The organism is Oleiphilus sp. HI0123, assembly GCF_001635315.1.
Genome location: NZ_LWGE01000578.1, coordinates 1 through 277, shown reverse-complemented (window position 1 = coordinate 277; position 277 = coordinate 1). Strand labels below are relative to the sequence as shown.

At 43.7% G+C, this 277-nt stretch carries 1 protein-coding gene; it reads right to left on the bottom strand.

Annotated features, from left to right (window positions below; genetic code table 11):
- Positions 1-130 precede the first annotated feature (130 nt).
- Positions 131-277, bottom strand: a 147-nt coding sequence (locus A3761_RS05285; protein WP_156490532.1) for an RsmE family RNA methyltransferase, incomplete at its 5' end; no start/stop codon positions are given.

Below are 277 nucleotides of genomic sequence, written 5' to 3'. Positions count from 1 at the left end.
TAGCGGTTTACTTGGCTCCCGATAAAGAACGCTAATGCTCACTTTCAATCATTCACTCGATAATCAATCTGGCTGTTTCATCCTTATCAATTAAGTCTACTTGAACGTCCGACTAGCGGACAAAATTACCCTAGAATGTTGACCCAAATAGACGCGAGATCAATACGGGTACGGCAGTCTCTACGCGTAGAATTCTTTCGCCTAAATGAACTCCTTCAAAACCGGCTTCTTTGAGCTTGTTTACTTCATACTCAGTAAAGCCACCTTCGGGGCCGAT